Source organism: Novosphingobium sp. HII-3 (genome assembly GCF_002916655.1).
GTDB lineage: Bacteria > Pseudomonadota > Alphaproteobacteria > Sphingomonadales > Sphingomonadaceae > Novosphingobium > Novosphingobium panipatense.
Genome location: NZ_PPSM01000081.1, coordinates 42,510 through 58,880, shown reverse-complemented (window position 1 = coordinate 58,880; position 16,371 = coordinate 42,510). Strand labels below are relative to the sequence as shown.

Below are 16,371 nucleotides of genomic sequence, written 5' to 3'. Positions count from 1 at the left end.
AATTCCGGCCGGGATACGCTATGTAAGGCGGCATGACCGAATACCAGATCGTAGAGCCCGGCCAGGAAGCCCTCCTGCGCGACGGTACCATCAAGCTGCACGGCCCCGACGGCTTCGAGGGGATGCGCCGCGCGGGCGCGCTCGCCGCGAAGATCCTCGACGAGATCGCACCCATGGTGCAGCCGGGCGTCACCACCGCCGCTATCGACGACCGGGTGCGGGAAATGACCCTCGCCGGCGGCGCCGTCCCTGCCACGCTCGGCTACCGCGGCTACGCACATTCGTGCTGCATCTCGATCAATCACGTCGTGTGTCACGGCATTCCTTCGGAGAAGACGCTGAAGGACGGGGACATCGTCAACATCGATGTGACCCCGCTGCTGGACGGATGGCACGGCGATTCGAGCCGCATGTACCTCGTGGGCGACGTGCCCCTGAAGGCGCGCCGCCTGGTCGACGTGACGTACGAATGCCTGATGATCGGCATAGAGCAGGCCAGACCCGGCAACCGTGTGGGTGACATCGGGGCGGCCATTCAGGCTTATGCCGAATCGCACCGTTATGGCGTTGTCCGTGAATTCTGCGGACACGGGCTCGGTCGTCTGTTCCATGACGCGCCGGAAGTGGTCCACGCCGGGCGCCCCGGAACCGGGCCGCTCCTCAAGCCGGGCATGTTCTTCACGATCGAACCGATGATCAATCTCGGCAAGCCGCCCGTGAAGCTGCTCAACGACGGCTGGACGGCGGTGACGCGCGACAAGTCGCTCTCGGCGCAGTTCGAACACTCGATCGGCATTACCGAGGATGGCTGCGAGATCTTCACGCTGAGCCCGGGCGGCCTGCACAAGCCTCCTTACGCCTGACAGCCGTCACTAATCGCCCGGGCGCACGCCTCCGCGCGTGACCCGGGCCTGCCGTCATGACAGCCTCGCCTCTCCAGAAGAGGAGGGAGAGCTATGGCGCAGGACTTGTCCGGCGGCCTTTCGGCTGGCCGCGAACACGTGGTGGCGGAAAAACCTGACGACGGTATCCGCGATGCGGTGAACGTGTGGATCGAGGAGGAGAACGGCCTCTTCGGCATGCGCGTCGGCATCGAAGCGGTGGGCGCGCAGTGGGACCGGCATGAGCTGTGGCTGGATATCGCCTTTGCGGACGGTCGGCTCTGGTCTTCGCGGGCCGCCGGTCAAACCCATCCTGCCTACGGCCCCGACGGCCAGCCGACCATTCGCGGCACCGGCCCCGTCCGGTTCGAATGCGTGGAGCCGTTCCGGCGCTGGCAGGTGACCTTCGACGGCCCGGTGGCGCGCACGAGCGCGCAAGAGATCCTCGACAATCCTGACTTCGAGGAAACCGCCTGGAGTGCGGTATCCTTCGACATCGACATGGAGATGGCCGCTGTTCCCTGGGAGCCGGGCACGATCCTGCCTGAGGCGGCTGAAGCGCTGGGCGGCAGGCAGGGCGATTACATGAGTCCGCGCTACGAGCAGCTGTTCCGCTGTACCGGCACTCTCGCGATCGACGGCGAGGAGCGTGCGTTCCGTGGCAACGGACTGCGCATCCGGCGGACCGGCTTCCGGGCCTTCGCTGGCTTCTGGGGGCATTGCTGGCAATCAGCCATCTTCCCCAGCGGCCGCGCCTTCGGCTTCAATTCCTACCCTCCGCGCGAGGGGGAGCCGGCGAGTTACTCGGAGGGCTGGATCATCGAGAATGGCGTGCGCATCGGCGCCAGGCCGCTGGTGATCCCGTGGCTGCAGCGGCTGGCGACCGGTGGTGAGGATGTCTCCTGCATGCTGGAGACGGTCGACGGGCGCCGGATCGCGATTGCCGGGAAAACTTTCGTCAACGTGCGCTCGCGCGGTGGGCACGTGCTCCCGCCGGACTGGCCGAAGGACTGGCCCATCGTGCAGCAGAGCCATGCCTTCTACAGCTGGGGCGGGGAACGCACCACGGGCATGATCGAACGGTCCAGCAAGCCGAGCGTAATGGACCTTTAAGCGACGGGGGACGCCGGGCGCAGCGCCCGCCATCCCCCGCAGGCGCCCTCAGAAGCGGTAGTTCGCCGCTATCGTGAAGTTGCGCGGCGCCCCGTAGCGGTACTGGCTGAACGAACCCGCCTGGCTGTAGTACTTCTTGTCGAGCAGGTTATCGAGGTTGCCCTGGATCTGCAGCGAGTCGGTCACATTGTAGCGCGCCATCAGGCTGACGAGCGCGTAGCCGTCCTGCTGGAAGCGGAAGGCCGCGCCCGTCGTCGGGTTGGTGCCGTCCGAGTAGGCCTTGCTGCGGTAGTTCACGCCGCCGCCGATGGTCAGGCCATCAAGGGTGCCGGTCAAATCGTAAGTGGTGAATATCTTGAGCAGCTTGCGCGGCTGGTCGGTGTTGGCAGCCACGTCGTTCTCGTCCTCGGCCTTGAACTGGCTGTAGCTGGCGTTGACGTTCCAGCCCGGCATCGGCTGGCCGGTGACTTCCACTTCGAAGCCCTTGCTGACGACCCCTTGTGCCGCGCGATAGGGCTGGAAGAGCTGGCCGTCGACGATGATCTCGGGACCGTCCACCTGACCCACGTTGTCTTGCTCGATGCGGAACAGCGCCACCGCAGTCTGCAACGCCTCGTTGAAGAAGCTGCTCTTCAGCCCGATTTCCAGCGCGTCCCCGTCGAGTGGGTCGAGCAGGCGCTGTTCGCGATCGTAATAGTTCTGCGGCTGGAAGATCTTCGTGTAGCTGGCATAGACGCGGTGGTTGGGCGCAAGATCGTAAAGCGCTCCGAGATAGGGGATGAAGACGTTGTCGTCGCCATAGTCGCTCGGCCCGCTCCACGCGAAACCGCGCTGATTCCAGCTGGCCACGCGGCCGCCGACGATGATCTTGAAGGGATCGGCCACGTTCAGGCGCACCGCGCCGTAGTAGCCGGTCTGTTCGATGCGCTCCTGTTCGTTGCGCTTCGGCGTGGTGCCCCACACCGGCTCGGGATAGGGGACGCCCTCCCGGCCGAGCACCGGGATGTCGGTGAGCCAGGGGAGGGGCGCCTCGAAATTGTCGGTGTGGCGCTTGAGCACGCTGTGGAGCACACCGAGCACGATCTCGTGCTCGCGGCCGAACAGGTCGACCTGGCCCTTCAGCTGCGCATCGATGCTGTTCTGGACGCTGTCGCTCTTTGACTTGTACGGGTTTGTCCCGTCCATCGTCCCCGTTGCCTTGTCGACGCCGCCGTAGAGGTAGAGCAACTGCGTGTCGCCGGTGTTGCGCAGGCGGTTGTAGTTGGCCGTCAGATTCCACCTGTCCCCGATATCCTGGCTGAGGGTGGCGTAGATGTTCTGGTTGGTCGAGTTCCAGTACGTCCAATCGGCTGCGGTCGTCTGCGAGCGCGGCAGGTCAGTGAGAGTGCCGTCGGTGTAGAAGGTCGGCAGTGCGCCCCAGGTTGCGCCTTTGGGCTTGGTGTCCTGATGGCTGATTCCGGCGCGCACCAGCGTAGATTCGGTGAGATCCGCCTCCACGACGCCGTACAGGACCCATTTCTTGCGGTCCTGGATGTCCATGAAGTACTCGCCTTCCTCGTATCGGCCGACCACACGGGCGCGCACGCGTCCATCCGAGGTGAGTGCACCGCCGATGTCGGCGGAAAGGCGCCAGGTGTCCCAGCTGCCGATGCTGGCGTTGACGTAGCCGGTCAGATCAGTGGCGTCGGCATGCTTGCGCACGAGGTTGACCGAGGCGGACGGATCGCCCGCACCCGAGAGGAGGCCGGTCGCGCCACGGACGATCTCGACGCGCTCGTAGATCGATACGTCGATGCTCGTCTCGCCGTTGCCTCCCGCCAGCGTCCATGCGGCCGGCACCCCGTCGACCTGGGTGTTGCGGATCTGAAAGCCTCGGGCGTAGAAGTTGTTGCGCACGTCGTCGAACTCGTTGACCGAAACGCCCACCGCGTTCTGGATCACGTCCTTGATGGTGATCAGGTTCTGGTCGACGATGCGCTGAGCGGTCATGATGCTGACCGACTGGGGCGTCTCCTGAATCGAAAGGCCAAGGCCGGTTGCCGTGTCGATCTTGTCCGGCAGGGTATAGCGGCCGGTGACGACGATCGGGTCGCCATTGCCGGTATTCGCGTCCTGTGCCGCAGCCGGAACGGCTACTACGGCCCCTGCGCAACCTGCGAACAGTGCAATCTTCTTCATATCTGGCCCCCAGCCGTCAGCGTTAACTCTATGCGAGCGGGGCTGCTAATAGGAGTGAGAAGCATTCGCAATAAGAAAAGGCGGCGGCACGGACACATTTTCGGGAAAGGGCCGTGAAGCGACGTGCCGGTATGCCGCCACGCCGCCGTCTAGATCGGGGAATGCGTTCAGAAGGTGGTTACAGCTTCCGCTATCGCCTGCCAGACCTGATCGAGTTGCGCCTGCGTGATGCAGTAGGGAGGCATCACGTAGATTGTGTTGCCAAGCGGGCGGAGCAGGACATCGCGCTCCCGGAAAAAGGCCATGAGATCGGGCGCAAGCGTGTTCATGTACCCGGTCTCTCCATCGGTGCGCAGGTCGAAGGCGGCGATGGTGCCCAACGTGCGGCGGTTGTCGACCGGCGCTGCGCGGCAGAGCGCGTCCAGCCGGGCGGACTGGTCGAAGGCCAGGCTTCCGATCCGGTCGCGCACCGGCTCCTCGCGCCAGATACGCAGGTTGGCCGCAGCCGCCGCACAGGCGATCGGGTTCGCCGTGTAGCTGGAGGAGTGGAAGAACATCCGGGCGCGGTCACTCGACCAGTGAGCGGCGAAGATGGGCTCCGTCGCCATCGTCACCGCCAGCGGCAGCGCGCCCCCGGTCAGCCCCTTCGAGAGGCAGAGGACGTCAGGCACGATGCCCGCCTGTTCGCAGGCGAGAAGCGTCCCGGTGCGGCCCCAGCCGGTCATGACCTCGTCGGCGATGAACAGGACGCCGTGCTTCGCGCAGATCGCGTGCATCGCCCGGAGCGTCTCTGGGCTGTAGACCAGCATGCCGCCGGCGCCCAGGATGAGAGGCTCGATGATGAGGGCCGCCACGTCGCCGGCTGCGCAGAGCGCGTCGAGGGCATCGAGCGTGTCCTGTTCGGCGCCCTCGGCCGGGAAGGGGATGCGGCCCACATCGAACAGCAGCGGTTCGTAGGCGCGGTTGAACACGCCGCGTGCGCCGATGGACATCGCCCCGATGGTGTCCCCGTGGTAGGAATGCTCCATCACCACGATCCGGTGCCGCGCCTCTCCCCGTGCATGCCAGTAGCCCAGCGCCATCTTCAGCGCGACTTCCACCGCGGTTGAGCCGGAGTCAGAGAAGAACACGCGCGTCAGTTCGGGCGGCATGATAGCTGTCAGTTCGCGCGCTACGGTTTCGGCAGGCTCGTGCGTCCAGCCCGCGAAGATAAGCTGATCAAGGCGCTTCGCCTGCTCGGCGACGGCCGCCATGATGGGCGGATGGCAATGCCCATGCGTGGTTACCCACCAGGACGAGATCGCGTCGATGACGCTGCGGCCTTCAGCCGTATGGAGAAGCGCCCCCTCTGCGTGCGTGACGAGGGGGATCTGTTCGCGAAGGCCGTGCTGGGTGAAGGGATGCCAGACGGGGGAGGATGAGGTCGGGGATCCGGGCGGAATCATGCGAAGTCCGCCACGCGGAAGCGGGCGGCAAAGGCATCGCGCAGGGTCGCGGGCGTGAGCGGATCCAGGTGAGGCAAGCGGCCGAGGCGCCGCACTGCGCCCATCGTGCAGATCGTCGCCTCGCTGTCCTCCATGGCATCCCCTACGAACGCGACGCCGAGGATGGCCACACCGCGCGCGCGCAGCGCCTCGATCGACAGCAGGCTGTGGTTGATCGTGCCCAGCGACGTGCGCGCCACCAGCACCACCCGGGCGCCCCAGCGGGCGAACTGGTCGGCGTAGGTTTCCTGCCGGGAGATCGGCACGAGAACGCCGCCGGCGCCCTCCACGATAAGTGGCCCACCGACGTCCGGAAGCGCAAGGCGTGCGGGATCGATGGAAACCCCGTCGATCTCTGCGGCGCGGTGCGGGGAGCAGGGCGTGGCGAGGCTGTAGGCCTCCGGGAGCACGCGGTCGCGCGGGATGCCGGCCAGATGAGCCACGCGCTCGGCGTCGGAGCCTTCCTCCTCGATACCGGCCTGAACCGGCTTCCAGTAGTGCGATCCGAGGGCGCCCGTCAGGGCGGCGGCGAAGATGGTCTTGCCGATACCAGTGTCGGTGCCGGTGACGATGATCGGGCGGGTAGTCATGGCGCCATCACCTAGCGCGGTGCAGATGACAGGTCACCACCTCGTACGTCACTTCGCACCCGCTGCGGGCGAAACGGTCCATCACGCGGCGTAGTTGCGCGGGCGAGAGCGGCCGGTGGGACGGCGCTGCCGTTCCTGCGCCTATGGCCTTCACCGCGCGCAGAAAGGCGCGCGGGTCGGCGTGGCGCTCCCGGTGTTCCTCCACGATCAGCATTGCCGGGTCGAGGGCGGCAAAACGCTCCACCGGCAGGAAGGCGGGCGTTCCGGGCAGGGCGCCTTCCGCTTCATGGGCGGCGCGCCATTCGCGAAAGCTCCCGCTGCCCAGCGTCGCCACCACGAGGTGGCCGCCCGGCGCCAGCCAGCCGGTCATGCGGCACAGCGCGGCCGGGGGATCGTCAAACCACTGCGCGGCAAGGCTGGAACAGATGAGGTCGAAGGGGCCACCCTTCGGCGTACCGTGTTCGCCGTCAAGCGTCGCGAAGCGCAGCGTGCGCCGACCGTCGCCATCCTCCATCCGGGCCCGGCAGCGCGCGACCATCTCGTCAGCGATGTCGGTGACCAGCCATTCGCCCCCGATGCCTTCGGCCGCAAGGGCGCCGGTGAGGAAGCCGGTGCCGCAACCTACCTCAAGGACACGCGGACAGGAGGGCAGGTCGAGAGTGGCGATCCGCTTTGCCAGGGCTTGCGCGATGTCGCGCTGCACACGAGCCTTGCCGTCGTAGTCGGGAGCGGCGGCGAAGGCGTTGCGGATCTGGTCGCGCCGGCTCACGCCCCGATCATCCCGCGTATGGCGGTAGCGCAGAGCTGGGGGAACTGGAGCGGCAGGAGGTGGCCGGCTGCCCCATACTCGATGCGGCTGAGCTCGGCCCCGGCGAAGCCGGTCGCACGCGCTGCCGGGGGCAGGAGCGGGTCCTGTCCGCCGTGAAGCAGCAGCACCGGCACTTCCGGAAGCGGCGGCGCGGCATCCCGCAGGCGCAGCAGGTCGCCGTGGAGCGCTTGCGTGTCGAGCGTGGCCGCGTCCCCTTCGGTGAACCGCCGGGCGCTGCCGCAGTTGGCGTGGAAGTCGTTCAGCACGCCTATGGGATCGTTCTCGAAGCGCCGCAGCATCCGGTCCAGCACGCGGGTCGGGACACCCGCGCGTCCCGGCAGCGCCGTAAAGCGCTCGAAGCCGTTGATGGCGACAATCCCCACCAATCCCGCCGGGAGCGCGGCCAGAACGCGCATGGTTCCGAAGGAGTGCGTCACCGCAAGGCACGGCCCCTCGAGGAGAGGTTCGCACGGCTCGCCGAAGTACCCGCGGTCGTCGATGGCGTGGTCCCATTCCGGCAGCAGAGCGGCAAGCGGTGCCCAGAAGTGCCGATCGAAACCCCAGCCATGCGCAAAGAGCAGCTTCACGAATGCGCCTCGATCGCCGCGAGAAGGGCGTCCACGTCCTCTACCGAATGGCCGGCCCGCAAGGCGAGGCGCAGCCGGCTGGTTCCGGGTGGAACCGTCGGCGGCCGGATCGCCGCTGCCAGGAATCCGGCCTCCTCCAGCCGCGTGGACAGGGCCATGGCCTTCTCTTCGGGGCCGATCATGATCGGCACGATCTGGGTCGAGGAGGCGCCATGGTCATACCCCAGCCGCGAGAGCCCCGCGCGGAGGCGATTCGCCAGCCCGGCAAGGTGCGCGCGCTGCGCGTCCATGGCCGGCATCAGGTCCAGGGCGGCATCGATGGCCCCCAGCACGGCCGGCGGGGGCGCAGTGGTGAAGATGAAGCCGCTTGCCGCATTGACGAGGTAGTCGATCAGCACCTGCGATCCCGCGACGTAGGCGCCGAAGCCGCCCAGCGCCTTGCTGAAGGTGCCCATCACGATGTCGACCCGCCCAGGGACCAGCGCCGAGAGGCCGCGGCCCTGCGGGCCCAGCACGCCTGTTGCATGCGCCTCGTCGATGAAGAGAGCGGCGTCGTGCCGCTCGGCGATCGCGGCGAGGCGGGCGACATCGGCACGATCACCGTCCATTGAGAAGACGCTCTCTGTCAGGATCAGCCGTGACGACGCCCCGGCTCCTTTCTCCGCAAGCAGGGCTTCGAGGTGATCGAGATCGTTGTGCCGGAAGCGGTGCTGGCGGATGCCGGCCATGGCGACACCCGCGTGCATGCTGGCATGGATCAGGCGATCGGTGAAGACAGCCGCGCCGGGAAGGGCCGCCAGCAGGGCCGGGATGACGGCGGCGTTGGCCTGCCATCCGCTCGCGAAGAGGAGTGCGGCCTCGCAGTGCTTGAAGGCCGCGATGCGCCGTTCGAGCGCCAGGTGCCCTTCGCTCGTGCCGGTCACGAGGCGGGATGCGCCGGAGCCCGAACCATCCCGCGCCGCCCAATGCGCGGCGCGGTCGGCCAGCAGCGGGTGCCGCGCAAGGCCGAGATAGTCATTGCTGGAGAAGTCGAGCATGGTGCGCGCGCCCCGCTGCACACGGCCGCCGGGCAGCAGCGCGGTGGGCCGCAGGACGCGGCGCTGCCCGGCACGCTCTACACGCGCCAGTGCCGCCTCCAGGTGGGAATCGATCCTGCTCATGCCGGCCCGGTATGGCAAGCGGGCGCCCGGCACAATGGCGGGCAGCGCCCAACGCACGGCGTCGGGCGCAACTCAGCCGTGCCGCACGCAAGGCGCTCGACCCGCAGCGGCCGCAGCGGTAAGGCGGGCGCATGGACTTTGACATCGACATCGAGGAACCCTGGAACGGGCTGGGCACGGCAGGGACCGACTGGGCCGATCTGGCTGAAGCCGCGCTGGAGGCGCTGGGCCAGGTTGCGCCGGAACTGGACAATCCGCGCCTGACCGCAAGCCTGCTGTTCACCAGCGACGCCGAAGTCCACGTCCTGAACCGCGAATGGCGGGCGAAGGACAAGCCGACCAATGTGCTGTCCTTCCCCATGCTGCAGCGCGAGGACCTGCTGTCGCTGGCGCCGGACGGACCGCCGGAGATGCTCGGCGACCTGGCGCTCGCGGGGGAAACCTGCGCGCGCGAAGCCACGGAAAAGGGCGTGCCGGTGGAGCATCACGCCAGCCACCTCATCATTCATGGCCTGCTTCATCTGGCGGGGCATGACCATGAGATTTCGGATGACGATGCCGAGGCAATGGAGGCAATCGAAACGAAAGCCCTTGCGATTCTCGGCATTCCCGACCCATATGGGGACCGCACGTAGGCAGCAGGGATAACACCGAACGATGGCCGACAATGGCCGGCACGCCGACTCCGGGTCCGGAGAAGGGGACAGTACAAACACGCTTTGGCGTGCTTTCAAGCGGCTTTTTCATGCAGAGGGCGACCAGTCCCTGCGCGCCCAGCTTGAGGAAGTCATCAACGAACACGAGGGCGATGCCGAGGAAGGATCCGCGGCTAAGGGCGATCTCTCGCCGATAGAGCGGCAGATGCTGCGCAACCTCCTTCACTTCAGCGAGCATGATGCGGACGATGTCGCCATCCCGCGCAGCGAGATCGTGGCCATCCCGGCCTCGGCCAGCTGGGCGGAAGTGGTGGAGGCTTTCGCCGAGCATGGGCACAGCCGCATGCCCGTCTATGGCGAGACGCTGGACGCGATCAAGGGCATGATCCACATCAAGGACGTGTTCCCGCTGCTGGCGCGCGGCATGCCCGCTCCCGAGGACTGGACCGCGCTGCTGCGCCAGCCGCTCTACGTGCCGCAATCGCGCGGCGCGCTTGACGTGCTGGCGGACATGCGGGCACAGCGTACGCACCTCGCGGTCGTGATAGACGAATACACCGGCACCGATGGCATCATCACCATCGAGGATCTCGTCGAGGAAATCGTCGGCAGCATCGAGGACGAACACGACGATGCGCCGGAGGAATTGCTGGTTGCAATCGAAGAGGGGATGTGGGACGCCGATGCTCGAGCGGAACTCGACGAGGTGGCCGAGCGGATCGATCCGCGGCTTGCCGAGGTGGAGGAATCGGTCGACACTCTGGGCGGCCTCGCCTTCGTGCTGGCTGGGCAGGTGCCGGAAGTCGGCACGGTTCTGGATCACGGCAGCGGCTGGCGCATCGAGGTGACGGACGGCGATGAGCGGCGCGTGACCCGGTTGCGCCTGCATCCGCCGGTGGAAGAGTTGGAGGGAGAGGCGGAGTAATCCTCACCGCCGTTTCTCCGCAGCATCATTAGTGAGCGAAAAGAACGTCAATTGCCAGTACGCCGATTACCCCCCCTTCGTGCGCTCGAAGCGTTTGTGCGTGTCGTGCGCCTTGGTTCGGCCAAGGCGGCCGCGAACGAACTCGCCCTGAGCCCGTCAGCGCTGTCGCGCCGCGTTGCCGCGCTGGAGGACTTCACGGGCAAGCGGCTCTTCACCCGCCAGCACCAGGCCATGAAGCTGACGGAAGAGGGACAGGCGTTCTACACCGCGATCGCGCCCAAGTTGGAGGATCTCGCCGAAGCGGTGGAGGCGCAGATCGATCGCGGGCAGGTGCTGCGCCTGCATCTGGGCGTTCCTTCGCTGTTCGGTGGCCAGCGCCTGTTTCCGCGCTTGCCCGAACTGCGCAAGCTGCACCCGCGCCTGCACATCGACATCGACACGGGAACGCACCTGGAGGACCGGGTCGGGGACACGCTCGACGCGGCTATCATCCTCGCCAAGGAACCGGACCCGCAGTACTATCGCATCCAGCTTGACCACAACAAGGTCTACGCGATCACCTCCGTCGAGCTTGCGGAGGAACTGGGGCCGGTGCCTGACGAGGCGAAGCTTTCGCGGCAGACGTTCCTGATTCACCAGGACCTGCCGGACAGCCTCGATGCATGGAAAAAGGCGATCGATCTGCCCGATCTCGATCCCGCGTCGGTCGACCGGTTCGATTCCGGCCAGATTATCCTGGAAGCTGCCGCGCAGGGGCTGGGCATCGCCATCATGCACGATGACCACTTCCGCCGCGCGCACGACCCGCGGCTGGCGCGTCTCTACGACATCGATGTGGAAAGCCCGTACCGCTACTGGTTCGTCTGCCGCCCGAAGTCGCTGGAATCACGCCCGGTGCGCATCTTCCACGAGTGGCTTCTGCAAGCCGGGCTTTGACGGCCCGCTGCCCGTGTTGAGAACTTCGCGTAGCCGGTGATTGCCTGACGGGCCGCGACCAACCGTCATTTTCGTTTTTCCCATGCGGCGAACGGGATATGCCCCGTGGCGTCCCGCTCGTGCGACCCATGGGAGAATCCTGAAATGCGTTTCGTCCTCACCGCCTGCGCCGCTTTGCTGGCGTCCGCTTCGCCTGTCCTCGCGGCCGATCCTGCCCCCGCCAACGATCCGGCGCGCCTTGCTGCTGCGAAGCAGACGGTCGACTACGTGTTCCCGCTCGGCACTTACGGGCGGATCATGAACGGCACCATGGACAAGATGATGGATTCCGTCATGGATTCGATGATGCAGATGCCGCTCAAGGACCTTGCGGGGATCGGGGGCGTCGATACCTCCAAGCTGGGCAGCGGCACCATGGCGCAGATCATGGACATCTACGACCCCGCCTTCAAGCAGCGCATGCAACTTACCAACCGCACCATGATGACGGACATGATGGATCTGATGACCCAATTCGAGCCCGACATCCGCGAGGGTCTGGCCAGCGCCTATGCGGGACGGTTCGACACGAAGCAGCTGCAGGAGATGAACGCTTTCTTTGCTACGCCCACCGGCAGGGCCTATGCGGCGGATTCCTACATCGTCATGATGTCGCCCGAAGTCATGAGCAAGATGCAGGGGCTGGTGCCCCGGCTGATGAAGGAAATGCCCGCCGTCATCGAGAAGGTGAAGGCCGCCACCGCCAGTCTCCCGGAGCCGCGCAAGTACGCGGACCTGACGAACGCCGAGAGGGATAAGCTGGCCGCCCTGCTCGGCATTTCGCGCAAGGATCTGGAGGAGGGCGAGGCGAAGAAGGCGGCGGAGTAACGCTGGGCAGGGCGCGCCATCATCCTTCGACACGCAGGATGAGCGGGGAAGGCGTGATGTCGCCCGGTTTCCCGGAGGCCTTCGATCCGCTCACCCTGAGCGTGTCGAAGGCCCGGCGGCCGGGATCTTACTCTGTCGGCCCTTCGTAAGCCTCGACGATGCGTCCGACGATGGGGTGGCGCACCACGTCCGCCGCCGTGAAGCGGGTGACCGCTATGCCTTCCACGCCCTCCAGCCGCGAGACCGCGTCGGCGAGGCCTGAGTGGCGGTCGCCGCCGGGGATGTCCACCTGACGCGGGTCACCACAGACGACCATCCGGCTGTTCTGGCCAAAGCGAGTGAGGAACATCTTCATCTGTTCGCGCGTGGTGTTCTGCGCTTCGTCGAGGATGACGAAGGCGTCGGCCAGCGTGCGCCCTCGCATGAAGGCGATCGGCGCAATCTCGATTTCACCGTTCGCCAGCCTGCGCTCCACCTGCTCGGGCGGCATGCAATCGTACAGCGCGTCGTAGAGCGGGCGCAGGTAGGGATCGACCTTGTCCTTCATGTCGCCCGGCAGGAAGCCCAGCTTCTCCCCGGCTTCGACCGCCGGACGCGAGAGGATCAGGCGCTGGACGGACCCGGTCATGAGCTGGCTGACGGCCTGCGCCACCGCCACGTAGGTCTTGCCGGTGCCTGCAGGACCCAGCGCGAAGATCACGTCGGACTTCGCCAGTTGGCGCATGTAATCGATCTGCGTCGCGGAGCGCGGCACGATGGTCTTGCGGCGGGTGCGGATCATGATGGGGGGCGCGCCTGCATCCCCGGTGATGATGCCTTCCAGCGTGGGTTCGGAAGACATCGCGATCAGCGATTCGATGACGCCGGAGTCGAGATCCTGTCCCATTTCCAGGCGGTGATACATGCCTTTCAGCGTGTCGCGGGCGCGTGCCACGGCTTCATCCGGGCCTTCGATCTGGATCTTGTTGCCGCGTGCCGAGATGTAGACGCCCAGCCGGTTCTCGATCTGCACGAGATTGGCGTCGAACTGGCCGAAGACGGCCCCCAGCAGCACGGGTTCATCGAAATCCAGTTCGACACGCGCCCGACGTTGGTGTTCGGGGCGGAATTGCGCCGGATCTCCGGCACGGGCTGCTTTTCGGGCCATGCGCTCCTTTCGTGCGAGATGCTTTCTCGTCCTGATCCGAAGATGGCTCCGCGCGGGTGCGGCTGCAAGATGCCGAACGAAAGATTTCATGCGCTTCGCCGGGGATAAGCCGCCGATTTTGCTCTTGGTTCTTTCCTTGTCGGCAACTGTAACGGTGCCGCGACACTTATGACCGCTCCCTGCAAGCTATGTTCCTCACGCATTCAGGAGCGGGCGGGCAGTTTCAATTCAGAAGGCCCCAGTGGCTTTGCAACACGAAAGACAAGGAGAATGACGATGCGCAAGGTGTTTATGATTGCTCTGGCAGCAAGCGTCGCACTGCCCACGATCGCCGTTCCGACCATGGCCTCTGCCCAGAGCGCCCGCGAGGTGCGCGAAAGCTCGCGGGACGTGCGCCGCGACCAGCGCGATCTGCGTGAGGCACAGCGCTATGGCGATCGCCGCGACGTGCGCGACGCGCGCCGGGACCTGCGTGACTCCCGCCAGGAGCTGCGCGAGGACTGGCGCGACTACCGGCGTAGCAACCGCCAGGCGTTCAAGCGCTCGGCCTATGTAGGCCCGCGTGGCTATGCCTATCGTCCGGTCTCGGCCGGTTACCGCTTCGAGCCCGCTTACTATGGCGACCGCTACTGGGTGCGTGATTATGCGCGCTACAGGCTGCCCGCACCCCGCGCCGGCCACCGCTGGGTGCGCTACAACAACGACGTGGTGATGGTGAACCCGCGCAACGGCCGTGTGGTTCAGGTCTACAACGGCTTCTTCTGGTAAGAGATCGCCTTCCTTCCCGAACGGCCGATCGGCCCCGGAGCCCAGCGCTTCGGGGCCGTCTGGTGCTCAGGCAGCCAGCCAGTGGCGCAGCGCGGCGTTCACTTCCCCGGCGCGTTCCATCGTGGACATGTGGCCGCAGCAGGGGATGCATCGCAGGTCCGCGCCCGGTATCGCCGCCGCCAGGGCCTGGGCGTGGCGCGGCGGAGTGGTGCGGTCCTCGTCGCCGACAAGGACGAGCGTGGGAACGGTAATCGCGCACAGCGCCGGGCGCGGATCGCTCCTGCCGATGATGGCCGATTGCTGCCTCTCGAAGGCCTGAAGACCTACCCGCAGCGCCATCGCCACGACCGCTTCGCCGATCGCCGGATCCGCCTGCGGGTGGACCAGAAGCGGAAGGCTGCCGCGCAGCACCTTTTCAAAACCGCGCTCCCTTGCGGTGCTGACCGCAGCGCGGCGTACGGCGGCCTGCCCGGTATCGTCCACCGTCCCGCTCGTGCTCAGGAGGGCGAGCCGCGCGACCCGATGGGGCGCCCGCCTGACGGCCTCCATCGCCACGTAGCCCCCCATGGAAAACCCTGCCAGCGCGAAGCGATCGGGCGCCTCGTCAAGCAGTCGCTCGGCCATGGCGGCGATGGTGTCGTCCTCCAGCGTGTCGGCGACGGTCATGTCCGCCACGTCCGACAGCCCGGCGACCTGCCCGCGCCAGACTTCGGCGTCGCAGGTCAGGCCGGGGACGAGAACAAACGGCTGGCGGCGGCTCAAGAGACCAGGGCGTCGAGCGGAACGGCGCCGAGGCTGTTGGGACCGGCGCTGGTGATTTCGACCCGCACCAGTTGGCCGACCTGCGCGTCTCCCGTGAAGTGGACGGATTGCAGCCACGGTGACTTGCCCAGCCACTGGCCCGGGTGCTTGCCCTTGCGTTCGACCAGGACGTCGCAGACCTTGCCGACCGACGCCGTGTTGAACGCGTACTGATCGCGGTTGAGAGCCGCCTGCAGGCGCTGCAGCCGCTCGTCCATCACGGCGGCGGGAACCTGCCCATCCATCGTCGCGGCGGGGGTGCCGGGACGCGGCGAATACTTGAAGCTGAAGCACTGCGCGTAGCCGACCGCGTCGACCAGCTTCAGGGTGTCCTCGAACTCGGCGTCGGTTTCGCCCGGGAAGCCGACGATGAAATCTCCGGACAAAGCGATGTCGGGGCGGACCGCGCGCACGCTATCGAGAATGGCAAGGTAGCTTTCCACGGTGTGACTGCGGTTCATCGCCTTCAGCACGCGGTCGTTGCCGGCCTGCACGGGCAAGTGCAGGAAGGGCATGAGCTTCCCGATCTCGCCGTGGGCCTCGATCAGCGCCTGAGTCATGTCGTTGGGATGGCTGGTGGTGTAGCGGATCCGCGCCAGTTCAGGGATCGCGGCCAGTTCGCGCGCGAGCCCTTCAAGGCCGACGGTCTGTCCGCGGGCGTTCTCACCGGTCCAGGCGTTCACGTTCTGGCCCAGCAGCGTGATCTCCCGCGCACCCGCTTCGACGAGGCGCAGCGCCTCGTCGACAAGGGCGGCGTAAGGACGGGAAACCTCTGCACCGCGCGTATAGGGCACCACGCAGTAGGTGCAGAACTTGTCGCAGCCTTCCTGCACCGTCAGGAACGCGGTCGGGCCTGAACGCTTGCGGCGGGGAAGGGCGTCGAACTTGGTTTCGGCGGGCATGTCCGTGTCGGTGACGCGCTGGCCTGCGCTGGCAGCACGAACCATCTCGGGCAGCCGATGATAAGCCTGTGGTCCGACGACCATCTTCACGGCGGGCGCGCGGGCCATGATTTCCTCGCCCTCGGCCTGCGCGACGCAGCCGGCGACGGCGATCAGGGGCGACGATCCATCCTCGCGCTTGAGACGGCCGATATCGGAATAGACCTTCTCGGCGGCCTTTTCGCGGATGTGGCAGGTGTTGAGCACGACGAGATCGGCGTCCTCGCCTTCGGGTGCCGGGACGATGCCCTGCTCGTTGAGCAGTTCGGCCATGCGATCGCCATCGTAGACGTTCATCTGGCAGCCGAAGCTCTTGACCCGGTAGGTCTTCGGATTCGCGGAAGTTTGCATGCGCGCGCCGTTACCGGAAAAGGGCGCGCTTGGACAGGGGTGGCATGCGGGCCCGGCGCGTCGTTGACGCGTTTGCCCTCGGAGCAGCATCGGCGCCGCACCGGCGCTTTGTTACAGCGGTCGTCGTAGTCTTGTGCTTGCGTATTCGCCCCGCTTCGATCAGCATCCTGGAATACAG

The 16,371-nt window shown here is 66.6% G+C and carries 16 protein-coding genes; 7 read left to right on the top strand and 9 right to left on the bottom strand.

Annotated features, from left to right (window positions below):
* The first annotated feature begins 32 nt into the window (after nt 1-32).
* Complete coding sequence (gene map, locus C2R25_RS19150) at nt 33-863, top strand: type I methionyl aminopeptidase (RefSeq protein WP_103730710.1); 831 nt, start codon at nt 33-35, stop codon at nt 861-863.
* 93 nt (nt 864-956) lie between these two features.
* The gene (locus C2R25_RS19145) at nt 957-1,994 is read left to right on the top strand and encodes a hypothetical protein (RefSeq protein ID WP_103730709.1); all 1,038 of its coding nucleotides are present in this window, start codon (nt 957-959) and stop codon (nt 1,992-1,994) included.
* Nucleotides 1,995-2,042: 48 nt separating this feature from the next.
* Here the strand turns inward: C2R25_RS19145 and C2R25_RS19140 are convergent, their stop codons facing one another.
* From C2R25_RS19140 to bioF, 6 genes are all read right to left on the bottom strand, one after another.
* The gene (locus tag C2R25_RS19140) at nt 2,043-4,172 is read right to left on the bottom strand and encodes a TonB-dependent siderophore receptor (RefSeq protein WP_103730708.1); all 2,130 of its coding nucleotides are present in this window, start codon (nt 4,170-4,172) and stop codon (nt 2,043-2,045) included.
* A gap of 167 nt (nt 4,173-4,339) precedes the next feature.
* Nucleotides 4,340-5,617 carry an adenosylmethionine--8-amino-7-oxononanoate transaminase gene (locus C2R25_RS19135; RefSeq protein WP_103730707.1) on the bottom strand — a complete coding sequence of 426 codons (1,278 nt, stop codon included), beginning with the start codon at nt 5,615-5,617 and terminating at the stop codon, nt 4,340-4,342.
* Nucleotides 5,614-6,246 carry a dethiobiotin synthase gene (gene bioD, locus C2R25_RS19130; RefSeq protein ID WP_103730706.1) on the bottom strand — a complete coding sequence of 211 codons (633 nt, stop codon included), beginning with the start codon at nt 6,244-6,246 and terminating at the stop codon, nt 5,614-5,616. The genes C2R25_RS19135 and bioD overlap by 4 nt, the downstream gene beginning before the upstream one ends.
* Nucleotides 6,247-6,253: 7 nt before the next feature.
* The gene (locus C2R25_RS19125) at nt 6,254-7,015 is read right to left on the bottom strand and encodes a methyltransferase domain-containing protein (RefSeq protein ID WP_103730705.1); all 762 of its coding nucleotides are present in this window, start codon (nt 7,013-7,015) and stop codon (nt 6,254-6,256) included.
* Entirely contained in the window at nt 7,012-7,641 is a 630-nt protein-coding gene (locus C2R25_RS19120) for an alpha/beta fold hydrolase (protein WP_103730704.1), read from the bottom strand. The genes C2R25_RS19125 and C2R25_RS19120 overlap by 4 nt, the downstream gene beginning before the upstream one ends.
* A complete protein-coding gene (gene bioF / locus C2R25_RS19115; RefSeq protein WP_103730703.1) occupies nt 7,638-8,801 on the bottom strand; it encodes an 8-amino-7-oxononanoate synthase in 1,164 nt (387 codons plus the stop codon). The genes C2R25_RS19120 and bioF overlap by 4 nt, the downstream gene beginning before the upstream one ends.
* Before the next feature lie 131 nt (nt 8,802-8,932).
* Between bioF and ybeY the strand changes: the two genes are divergently transcribed.
* The 4 genes from ybeY to C2R25_RS19095 all read left to right on the top strand — a co-directional run bounded on the left by ybeY (nt 8,933) and on the right by C2R25_RS19095 (nt 12,185).
* Nucleotides 8,933-9,436, top strand: a complete 504-nt coding sequence (gene ybeY / locus C2R25_RS19110; RefSeq protein WP_103730702.1) for an rRNA maturation RNase YbeY — start codon at nt 8,933-8,935, stop codon at nt 9,434-9,436.
* A gap of 22 nt (nt 9,437-9,458) precedes the next feature.
* A complete protein-coding gene (locus C2R25_RS19105; protein WP_103730701.1) occupies nt 9,459-10,382 on the top strand; it encodes a hemolysin family protein in 924 nt (307 codons plus the stop codon).
* 51 nt (nt 10,383-10,433) lie between these two features.
* Nucleotides 10,434-11,318, top strand: a complete 885-nt coding sequence (locus C2R25_RS19100; RefSeq protein WP_103730700.1) for a LysR substrate-binding domain-containing protein — start codon at nt 10,434-10,436, stop codon at nt 11,316-11,318.
* 144 nt (nt 11,319-11,462) lie between these two features.
* Nucleotides 11,463-12,185, top strand: a complete 723-nt coding sequence (locus tag C2R25_RS19095; RefSeq protein WP_103730699.1) for a DUF2059 domain-containing protein — start codon at nt 11,463-11,465, stop codon at nt 12,183-12,185.
* A gap of 127 nt (nt 12,186-12,312) precedes the next feature.
* On the opposite strand, the gene C2R25_RS19090 is transcribed toward C2R25_RS19095, so the two are convergent.
* Nucleotides 12,313-13,332: a PhoH family protein gene (locus C2R25_RS19090; protein WP_103730698.1), complete on the bottom strand. Its 1,020-nt coding sequence runs from the start codon at nt 13,330-13,332 to the stop codon at nt 12,313-12,315.
* Between the two features lie 276 nt (nt 13,333-13,608).
* Between C2R25_RS19090 and C2R25_RS19085 the strand changes: the two genes are divergently transcribed.
* A complete protein-coding gene (locus tag C2R25_RS19085; protein WP_103730697.1) occupies nt 13,609-14,100 on the top strand; it encodes an RcnB family protein in 492 nt (163 codons plus the stop codon).
* Between the two features lie 66 nt (nt 14,101-14,166).
* Here the strand turns inward: C2R25_RS19085 and C2R25_RS19080 are convergent, their stop codons facing one another.
* Nucleotides 14,167-14,862 carry an alpha/beta fold hydrolase gene (locus C2R25_RS19080; protein ID WP_103730696.1) on the bottom strand — a complete coding sequence of 232 codons (696 nt, stop codon included), beginning with the start codon at nt 14,860-14,862 and terminating at the stop codon, nt 14,167-14,169.
* Nucleotides 14,859-16,193 (bottom strand): tRNA (N6-isopentenyl adenosine(37)-C2)-methylthiotransferase MiaB, encoded by a 1,335-nt coding sequence (gene miaB, locus C2R25_RS19075; RefSeq protein ID WP_103730695.1) that lies wholly within the window; start codon nt 16,191-16,193, stop codon nt 14,859-14,861. The genes C2R25_RS19080 and miaB overlap by 4 nt, the downstream gene beginning before the upstream one ends.
* Nucleotides 16,194-16,371: the final 178 nt, after the last annotated feature.

Coding starts and splice junctions, on each gene's coding strand:
- C2R25_RS19135 (WP_103730707.1), bottom strand. CDS start 5,617: ATGATTCCGCCCGGATCCCCGACCTCATCCTCCCCCGTCTGGCATCCC.
- map (WP_103730710.1), top strand. CDS start 33: ATGACCGAATACCAGATCGTAGAGCCCGGCCAGGAAGCCCTCCTGCGC.
- C2R25_RS19105 (WP_103730701.1), top strand. CDS start 9,459: ATGGCCGACAATGGCCGGCACGCCGACTCCGGGTCCGGAGAAGGGGAC.
- bioF (WP_103730703.1), bottom strand. CDS start 8,801: ATGAGCAGGATCGATTCCCACCTGGAGGCGGCACTGGCGCGTGTAGAG.
- bioD (WP_103730706.1), bottom strand. CDS start 6,246: ATGACTACCCGCCCGATCATCGTCACCGGCACCGACACTGGTATCGGC.
- C2R25_RS19085 (WP_103730697.1), top strand. CDS start 13,609: ATGCGCAAGGTGTTTATGATTGCTCTGGCAGCAAGCGTCGCACTGCCC.
- C2R25_RS19095 (WP_103730699.1), top strand. CDS start 11,463: ATGCGTTTCGTCCTCACCGCCTGCGCCGCTTTGCTGGCGTCCGCTTCG.
- C2R25_RS19140 (WP_103730708.1), bottom strand. CDS start 4,172: ATGAAGAAGATTGCACTGTTCGCAGGTTGCGCAGGGGCCGTAGTAGCC.
- miaB (WP_103730695.1), bottom strand. CDS start 16,193: ATGCAAACTTCCGCGAATCCGAAGACCTACCGGGTCAAGAGCTTCGGC.
- C2R25_RS19145 (WP_103730709.1), top strand. CDS start 957: ATGGCGCAGGACTTGTCCGGCGGCCTTTCGGCTGGCCGCGAACACGTG.
- C2R25_RS19090 (WP_103730698.1), bottom strand. CDS start 13,332: ATGGCCCGAAAAGCAGCCCGTGCCGGAGATCCGGCGCAATTCCGCCCC.
- ybeY (WP_103730702.1), top strand. CDS start 8,933: ATGGACTTTGACATCGACATCGAGGAACCCTGGAACGGGCTGGGCACG.